Origin of the sequence: Enterococcus pingfangensis (assembly GCF_005405205.1) — a bacterium.
GTDB classification, from domain to species: domain Bacteria; phylum Bacillota; class Bacilli; order Lactobacillales; family Enterococcaceae; genus Enterococcus_A; species Enterococcus_A pingfangensis.
The window spans coordinates 19,120-27,079 of the sequence record NZ_BJDP01000019.1 but is presented as its reverse complement, the minus strand read 5'-3'; the positions used below and the strand labels follow the sequence as shown (position 1 = coordinate 27,079).

7 protein-coding genes, 3 pseudogenes and 1 other annotated feature are annotated in these 7,960 nt (G+C 37.4%); of the genes and pseudogenes, 7 read left to right on the top strand and 3 right to left on the bottom strand.

Going from position 1 to position 7,960, the window contains the following annotated elements:
* The first annotated feature begins 1,139 nt into the window (after positions 1 to 1,139).
* The 4 genes from FFM63_RS09630 to FFM63_RS09615 all read left to right on the top strand — a co-directional run bounded on the left by FFM63_RS09630 (position 1,140) and on the right by FFM63_RS09615 (position 4,164).
* Entirely contained in the window at positions 1,140 to 1,880 is a 741-nt protein-coding gene (locus FFM63_RS09630; protein ID WP_137610072.1) for an amino acid ABC transporter permease, read from the top strand.
* Complete coding sequence (locus tag FFM63_RS09625) at positions 1,877 to 2,635, top strand: amino acid ABC transporter ATP-binding protein (RefSeq protein WP_137610071.1); 759 nt, start codon at positions 1,877 to 1,879, stop codon at positions 2,633 to 2,635. Before FFM63_RS09630 ends, FFM63_RS09625 begins: the two co-directional genes overlap by 4 nt.
* Positions 2,636 to 2,728: 93 nt before the next feature.
* Positions 2,729 to 2,988, top strand: a binding site (T-box leader).
* A 70-nt stretch (positions 2,989 to 3,058) separates the two neighbouring features.
* On the top strand, positions 3,059 to 3,493 hold the full coding sequence (locus FFM63_RS09620) for a GNAT family N-acetyltransferase (protein WP_137610070.1): 435 nt from the start codon (positions 3,059 to 3,061) through the stop codon (positions 3,491 to 3,493).
* A gap of 11 nt (positions 3,494 to 3,504) precedes the next feature.
* The gene (locus tag FFM63_RS09615) at positions 3,505 to 4,164 is read left to right on the top strand and encodes a glutathione S-transferase family protein (protein WP_212741176.1); all 660 of its coding nucleotides are present in this window, start codon (positions 3,505 to 3,507) and stop codon (positions 4,162 to 4,164) included.
* Here the strand turns inward: FFM63_RS09615 and FFM63_RS09610 are convergent.
* The 3 genes and pseudogenes from FFM63_RS09610 to FFM63_RS09600 form a co-directional block, all read right to left on the bottom strand.
* A pseudogene (locus tag FFM63_RS09610) lies at positions 4,106 to 4,948 on the bottom strand (IS3 family transposase); the annotation flags it as partial. The gene FFM63_RS09615 and the pseudogene FFM63_RS09610 overlap by 59 nt on opposite strands.
* Positions 4,949 to 4,971: 23 nt before the next feature.
* Entirely contained in the window at positions 4,972 to 5,256 is a 285-nt protein-coding gene (locus FFM63_RS09605) for a transposase (RefSeq protein WP_001232998.1), read from the bottom strand.
* 57 nt (positions 5,257 to 5,313) lie between these two features.
* Positions 5,314 to 5,409, bottom strand: a pseudogene (locus FFM63_RS09600) (helix-turn-helix domain-containing protein); the annotation flags it as partial.
* 57 nt (positions 5,410 to 5,466) lie between these two features.
* Between FFM63_RS09600 and FFM63_RS09595 the strand changes: the two are divergent.
* The 3 genes and pseudogenes from FFM63_RS09595 to FFM63_RS09585 all read left to right on the top strand — a co-directional run.
* Positions 5,467 to 5,910, top strand: a pseudogene (locus FFM63_RS09595) (glutathione S-transferase C-terminal domain-containing protein); the annotation flags it as partial.
* A 33-nt stretch (positions 5,911 to 5,943) separates the two neighbouring features.
* Positions 5,944 to 6,957: a glutathione S-transferase C-terminal domain-containing protein gene (locus tag FFM63_RS09590; RefSeq protein WP_137610068.1), complete on the top strand. Its 1,014-nt coding sequence runs from the start codon at positions 5,944 to 5,946 to the stop codon at positions 6,955 to 6,957.
* A complete protein-coding gene (locus FFM63_RS09585) occupies positions 6,954 to 7,793 on the top strand; it encodes a transporter substrate-binding domain-containing protein (protein WP_137610067.1) in 840 nt (279 codons plus the stop codon). The genes FFM63_RS09590 and FFM63_RS09585 overlap by 4 nt, the downstream gene beginning before the upstream one ends.
* Positions 7,794 to 7,960 lie beyond the last annotated feature (167 nt).

Genomic DNA, 7,960 nt, shown 5'->3' with positions numbered 1-7,960 from the left:
AGTACAAAGGATAAGAATCTTAATTTTCAATTATGATTTTAGTCAGTTTTACTTGCGAGGCATGTAAAACAAAAAATCTATCCGTTTAAAGTGCGCCCCCTAAGTTAGACCCAAAAATCTAACTTAGGGGGCGCACTTCAGCTTTCATGTAGGAAGGGATTATTGTTTCTAAAATTAATGAGTAAGCAATAGTTTTACTTCACCTTATGAAATTAGATCAAATTTTGTTGGTTCAATTTTTTTATAAAATATATCGTCTGTACAGGATCGATTGATAATATAGACTTTCTTTTGACACCTTAAATACCCTTTTAAAAGTTTCAAGTCAGCGGTAATGAATCTTACGTTCAGCCAAGCAACTTAAAATATATATTTAGATACCTACTAGCAGAAAAATAAAATCTATTGCGAAGTAATACATTCTGATAGATTATTCTCGCTCTCATAAGTTTAAGCAGATACTCCAAGAGAAAAGTTATTGATTGCTGATTAAAAATCTAGGGAAAAAATTGAACCTTGAAAAGTCTTTTTCCTACTTTGAAATAGAATTATAAGGAAAATCAATATCTGACGATAGAATATACCAATTTTCTGAGGCTACATTTATATGATAACATCATTAGAAATAACAAAATAAAATTAAGTGTGTAGAAAAGAAGAGTATTTTTAGAAAGTTGTTTAGAGAGTCTGTCAGGGTGAAAGCAGATGAAGTTTCTAAAATGAAGATGGTCTTGGAGCACTGGTCAGCAAATAATAGTATATTGTATGCCACGGATACTGCCCGATACAGCAGAGAGTCACAAAAAAGTGACTCACGGAGGATCTTTTTGTGAGAAAAGGTCAAACGAAGGTGGTAACACGGTAGATTCGCCCTTCTTTAAAGTGGGACGGTCTTTTTTTATTTTATCAAGGAAAAGTAGGCCGGAAGGAGAGTATATGAAAAAATTAGATATTTTTAGTAATGAGGGTAGTCTTTTAGGCTAGTTATAAAACGAGAGATTTAATGATGATTAAATCAGAGACCAACGATCAAGTTAATCATCATTTAAAGGCTGTCAGCAATAATTGCTGAAAAAGGAAGAGCTTTGAATCAGCCAGTATGTTAAAAGTACGGCTATTGACGGACTAGGAGGAACACTATGGGAAAAATTTTTGATATAAAAACGGTATGGACAGCTATTCCGCAACTACTCCAATATTTGCCAGTAACTTTGGAGATTACGGTATTATCGATGGTTTTTGGCTTGATTTTAGGCTTGCTTTTAGCGATTATCAAGATTAATCGTGTACCAGTCTTGACTCAAATCACGACGGTTATCGTCTCTTTTGTACGGGGGACTCCTTTGATTGTTCAATTATATTTGAGCTATACCGGGATTCCACTTCTATTGAAATATTACAATTATGAGCATGGCACGAATTTAAATGTCAATGAGGTACCTGCTTTGCTATTTGTATTGGTGACTTTTGCAATCAATGAAGGTGCCTATAATTCAGAAAATATTCGGGCGGCGCTGCAATCCGTGAATAAAGGGCAGATCGAAGCGGCACAATCTTTAGGGATGACTTATAGCCAAGTATTGAGGCAGATTATCTTGCCAGAGGCTTTTGTCGTGGCACTGCCGACATTGGGAAACACATTGATTGGTTTGTTAAAAGGTACATCGCTAGCTTTTGTCTGCGCGGTAGTAGAAATGACAGCACAGGCGAAGATTTTTGCAGGGGTCAACTATCGTTATTTTGAAGTGTACTTAGCATTAGCCATCATTTATTGGGGCGTAACGATTATTATTGAGCAATTGATCCATTTGATCGAAAAGAAAATCGCGATACCCGAAAACGTAAAATTACGATCACGAAAGGCAGGCGACTGGTTATGATCCAGATCCAACATTTATCAAAATCTTTCCAAAGTAATCAAGTCTTGCAGGATATCTCCTTTGATATTGCCTCTGGACAAGTCGTGGCACTGATTGGATCTTCTGGTGCCGGCAAATCAACATTGCTACGAACTTTAAATTTTTTGGAACGTGCAGAGTCTGGTAGGATTACGCTGGATGATCTTAGTATAGATGTCGCTACGGCCAAAAAGACAGATATTTTACAACTACGTAAAGCGACTGCGATGGTATTTCAGCAGTTTAATCTTTTTCAGCAGAAAACGGCATTACAAAACGTAATGGAAGGTCTTGTAGTGGTCAAGGGAATACCAAAAGAAGAAGCTCGTAAGATTGCAGAAGAACAATTAGCTAAAGTCGGTTTATTCGAGCAGGCAGATTTTTATCCGAAGCATCTTTCCGGCGGGCAGCAACAACGCGTAGCAATTGCCAGAGCACTAGCAATGCAGCCTAAGCTTTTACTTTTGGATGAACCGACATCTGCTTTGGATCCAGAATTGGTCGGTGAAGTTTTAGATACGATTAAAGAGGCTGCGAAAGAAGGATATACAATGCTGCTAGTTTCTCATGAGATGAATTTTGTCCGCAAAGTAGCAGATCAAGTATTGTTTTTAGATCAAGGCAAAGTAATCGAATCCGGAACAGCAGAAGAAGTTTTTGAGCGTCCTCAACAGTATCGCACACGAAAATTCTTAACAACTTTTTATCGTGATCGTGGACCAGAATACATGATTTAAAAAGTTTAGTTATAATTAAAATCAATATTTGATGATTAGATTTACCAATTTTTCTAATCTTACCCAAAATGCTATAGTCATAACAAGTTAAAAAATGTTGCGTTGAAAAGAAAAGTACATAAGTTGTTCCCTTCAGAGAGTCTATGGGTGGTGGAAATAGATGGAAATGTCTTATGGAAAATGGTCTTTGAGCATTCAGTAATGAGTCTGAGCAAATGCTAAGATAAGTTATTGACGTTTGTGTCCGTTACCCACACACAGTATCTTATCTATTTAACAGATGATGTACTGATAGAGGCTGTTTTTGTGAAAATGCAGCGCACGAAGGTGGTAACGCGAGATCCGCCCTTCTTTTATAGAAGGGCGGTTTTTTTGTTATCCGAATTTAGAAAATCTGTACTGAAAATCGGAGGGAATAAAGTTATGACGATTCATGAAGTAACAGAAGTTTGGCAATTATTTTTGGTATATCAAATCAGACAGCAAGCTTTCGTAAAGGGGCAGCAAATCCCTATTGAGAAAGAATTTGATGAAGTGTATGGAAAGAATTATCACTATGTATTGCTAGAAACTGACGGCGAGGGGATTGGTTGTGCCCGAATCAATCTAAGTCATAAGAACATCGCCAAAATTGAGCGGGTCGCCATCGCACCTTCCTTTCAAAAACAAGGGTTCGGAAGACAGCTGATTGAGGCTGCAGAAACGGTGATCACAAAGGCGGGCTATCGCAAGATTACGATTACTAGCCAAGTGCAGGCTAAAGGATTTTATGAAGCGTTGGGTTATCAAATTACCGATCCAATACCAAAAGGCGCATTCATTCCGACGGTCACAACCGAGAAAATAATTTCAGAATAGGAGAATCGATTATGAGTGAAGAAATAGTTCATGGTTCAGAAGATCCAAAAGTAACAGAGGTAAAAGATGCTGAAAGGAGCATTCAAATTGCAACTTCAGAAGATGCTCATGAAATTTCAGCGGAAGGTAAATTTGTTCGACAAAAGAATCGGTTCACGACCCCTTTTGGAGATGGTCCAAATGAATTACCGGTAGAATCAGGTCGTTATCGCTTGTTATGGGCAAGGATTTGTCCCTGGGCTCACCGTTCAATCATTGTTCGAGAACTGTTAGGTTTGCAAGATGTGATCAGTGTTGGGACGGCTAGTCCGGTTCGAACTGAGCGTGGCTGGGAGTTTTCTTTAGATGAAGGTGGCGTAGATCCTGTGTTGCAGATTCGCTATCTGCCTGAGATCTATGCACAGACTGATCCAGAATATGAAGGTAGAGCAACAGTACCGACTGTAGTAGATCTAAAGACTAAAAAAGTAGTAAACAATGATTATTTTCATTTGACGAATTATTGGGAAACAGCTTTTAAGAAATTTCATAAACCAGGTGCACCGGATCTGTACCCAGAACATTTGCGCAGTGAAATTGATACCTTTAATGATGGGACCTGCAACAGTTTAGTTAACAGTCGGTTAGATTACTTATTTTCTTCACCTCAAATTGTCGAGGAGTCATCATAAATTTTGTATGGATTCTTTTGTTTGGATAGTAGTCTTCTAAATAATCTTGAATCAACACCTTCATCTCTATTTTACTTTTATGCTTGTTGGGTTCGATTAATTCTCGTTTGATTGATCGATGAAACGATTCGATTACCGCATTGTCAACAGGAGTCCCAGGTTGGCTCATTGAATGTGTAATGTGGTGGTCGGTCAACAGCTCTTGATAGCTAAGAGACCGATATTGGCTACCTCTATCGGAATGAATTACCGTAGGCAATTCTCCTTTATAAATTTGTAATGGATGGATGACAATTTCTTTTTTCATGTTTGAATCCAACATATAGCAACGTGGAATACGAGTTGCTAAGTCAATGTAGGTGGACAAATAGAGGCGACCGTCATTACAAGGAATGTAAGTAATATCTGTCACCCAAACAGCATCGATTTGGCTCTGTTCAAATTGTCGATTCAATAAATTTTCTTTTACTATTTCTTCGATTGCTTTTCCTCTGCCATAAGAAGATTGGCGTCGATGAAATCCTTTTGCGCATAAATTCATTCCACGCATAAGGACCGCCACAACACGTTTATTGGTTTCGATTCCTTCATCGTAAAGTTGTTGAGCGATTCTTGGAGATCCGTATCGACCTTTGTGTTCGTAGAACACTCGCTTAATATTCTGTTTTAAAAAATTATGGCGAAGTTGAGTCCTACTGGGTTGACGATTCCGCCATAAATAATATCCTTGCCTACTTACATTTAAAATCCTGCACAAAGTTTGAATTGAATATTGTTGATGATGTTTGTGAACAAACTCAAAACGAACTACTTTTTTTGCTTCACAAACGTGTCGAACTTTTTTAGAATTTCATTTTCCTCTGTTAGCCGTTTATTTTCCTGTTCAAGAATGTAGAAATCTACTTTATCAGGTAATCTTTTTCCTTGTCCAGCAAAAGCATTTTTTCCGTATCGATGATATTCTGAAACCCATCGGGAAATTGTTGGACGAGAGATATTGTATTCTTCAGCAATTTTCTTGGTAGTTACTTTTTTCTCAAGGATATCCTGTGAAATCTTTAGTTTAAATTCACGATCATATGTTTTTCTCAATAGAGTTCATTCCTTCCGGTAACGTAACTGATAGTCAAGAAAAGTGTATCATAGCCCATTGTATTCTTCAGCAATTTTCTTGGTAGTTACTTTTTTCTCAAGGATATCCTGTGAAATCTTTAGTTTAAATTCACGATCATATGTTTTTCTCAATAGAGTTCATTCCTTCCGGTAACGTAACTGATAGTCAAGAAAAGTGTATCATAGCCCGATGTCTTGTTTCATGATGTCAATAATGGTGTGTATAAAGCAGGTTTTGCTAAGTCACAAGCGGCATATGAGTCTGCTTATGAAACGCTATTTGCACGATTGGATGATTTAGAAGAACGACTTAGTCATCAACGCTATTTATTTGGTGATCATATTACAGATGCCGACGTTCGGTTTTACGTAACGCTAGCCCGTTTTGACGTTGCTTATTATTCTGTATTCAAAACTAATCGTAATCGGATCATTGATTTCCCCAATATTTGGAACTATGCGAAAGATTTATATCAAACAGCAGGATTTGGTGACACGACTGATTTTGAATCAATCAAAAAAGGTTATCAATTAGGGAGCCATTCGCAAAATCCAAATCAGATTTTAGCAAAAGGTCCAGATACATCGATTTGGTTAGAACCGCATGATCGAACTCGGTTTTTAACTAAATAACTGACAAAAAAATAAGAGAAAGCAGGAAATAAGATGGAAAAAGTATTGCGAGAAAGACCTAGTGAATTAGTACAAGAAGTCGATGAAAGAGGATATTTTCATCGACAAAAAAATCATTTTACGACGCCTTTTGGTTCTGAAGAAGGACAGCTGCCGGTAGAAGCTGGACGCTATCGTTTGATCTGGGCAAAAGGTTGTCATTGGTCCAACCGGTCTTCAATCGTAATCGAATTATTAGGGCTGCAAGGGGCAGTCAGTGTCAATCTAGTAGGCAGGACACCTCGCGACAAAGATCTCGGCTGGGAATTCGTCTACGATGCGGATAACTTAGATCCAGTCTTAGGAGTCCAGTTTTTAAGTGAGCTGTATGCTAATGCAGATCCTGAGTATACAGGACGGCCAACTGTACCAGCAGTAATCGATCTAAAGACGAAAAAAGTTGTCAATAATGACTATGTGTGGCTGACTAATTATTTTGAAAATGAATTTCGTTCCTTCCAAGAACCGAATGCACCTGATTTATATCCAATAGAACTACGAAAAGAGATTGATGCCTATAATGATTTTTTATTTGACAATATTAATAATGGTGTCTACAAAGCAATGTTCGCGCAATCACTAGAAGCTTATAATGATGCTTTTGATAATTTTTATAAAGCGCTAGATGCTATCGAAGAAAGGTTAGAACATCAACGTTTTCTATTCGGAGACTACGTAACAGATGCTGATATTCGGCTGTACGTAACATTAGCACGTTTTGATGCTCATTATTTCCGGAATCTAGGACCAATCCGCGACCGGATCGTAGATTTTAAGAATATTTGGGGCTATGCTCGTGACCTATATGCAATCCCTGCATTTAAACACAATACGTATTTTCACGATATCGCTAAGGGAAAAGGGGACAAGCGTTCAATTTTTATCGATTACAACACACGCTTTGCTGATGAGATAGACTTTGACGCTTTATGGAGCCAACCGCAAGATCGACGCTTTTTAAGCAAAGTACCAGCGGAAAAATTTAAACGAAACGGGGAAGAAAAATGAAAAAATTAATTTTGACACTTACTGCGGTTATCGGCATACTGGTATTAGCCGGCTGCGGAACAGCTTCATCAAAGACGAAAAGTACGTCTGATGACAGTAAAAAAATTCCAATTACTATCGCGACTTCTGGAGCGCCAAAGCCGTTTACCTATGTGGATGAAAATGGCGAACTAACAGGTTATGATATCGATGTTGCTAAGGCGATTTTCAAGAAAATAGGAAAATACTCTGTTAAATTTGAAAAAACCGAATTTACATCAGTACTATCGGGGTTAGACACTGACCGCTATCAAGTAGGTGCGAACAACTTTGCTATGAATGACGAGCGTAAAGAAAAATATATTTACTCAGATCCAATCTTCAAAAATCAATACGTGATTGCTGTGGCAGAAGACACTACAGACGTGAATTCTTTTGCGGATCTTGCTGGCAAATCAACTGAAGTATCTCCTGGTTTAAACTATGCGACAGCTTTAGAAAATTATAATAAAGAAAACGATGGAGCTAAGGTGGAAATCAATTATTCAGAGGCAGAATTGTTGAATGTTTTACAAAATGTAGAGGTTGGAAAATATGATTTCCAATTAATCGACCGAGCGATGGCAGAACAATTTATTAAAGAACATGATTTAAAATTAAAATTGATTAATCTATCTGACGAAGATTCTGAGAAAATTGGTTCACCATATAGCTACTTGCTTATTAGTAAAACAGACGATGGGGCAGCCTTAACAAAAGAAATCAATACAGCGCTGGCTGAAGCAATCGAGGATGGGACTATCACCAAAATCAGTAAAAAACATTTCAATGAAGATTTTGCACCTGATGTGCAGTAAAAAAATCAGAACAAACAGATTTAACTTAAAATTAAACAGGATGGTACAAAAAAAGAGGCTAATACTAGTCTCTTTTTTTGTATGGATATGTTACATAAGAGAATAGATTGTTTTTTCATTGGAATCTACATTGTTTTTCTATCTTAGTTTCTTATCTGTCTATTGAT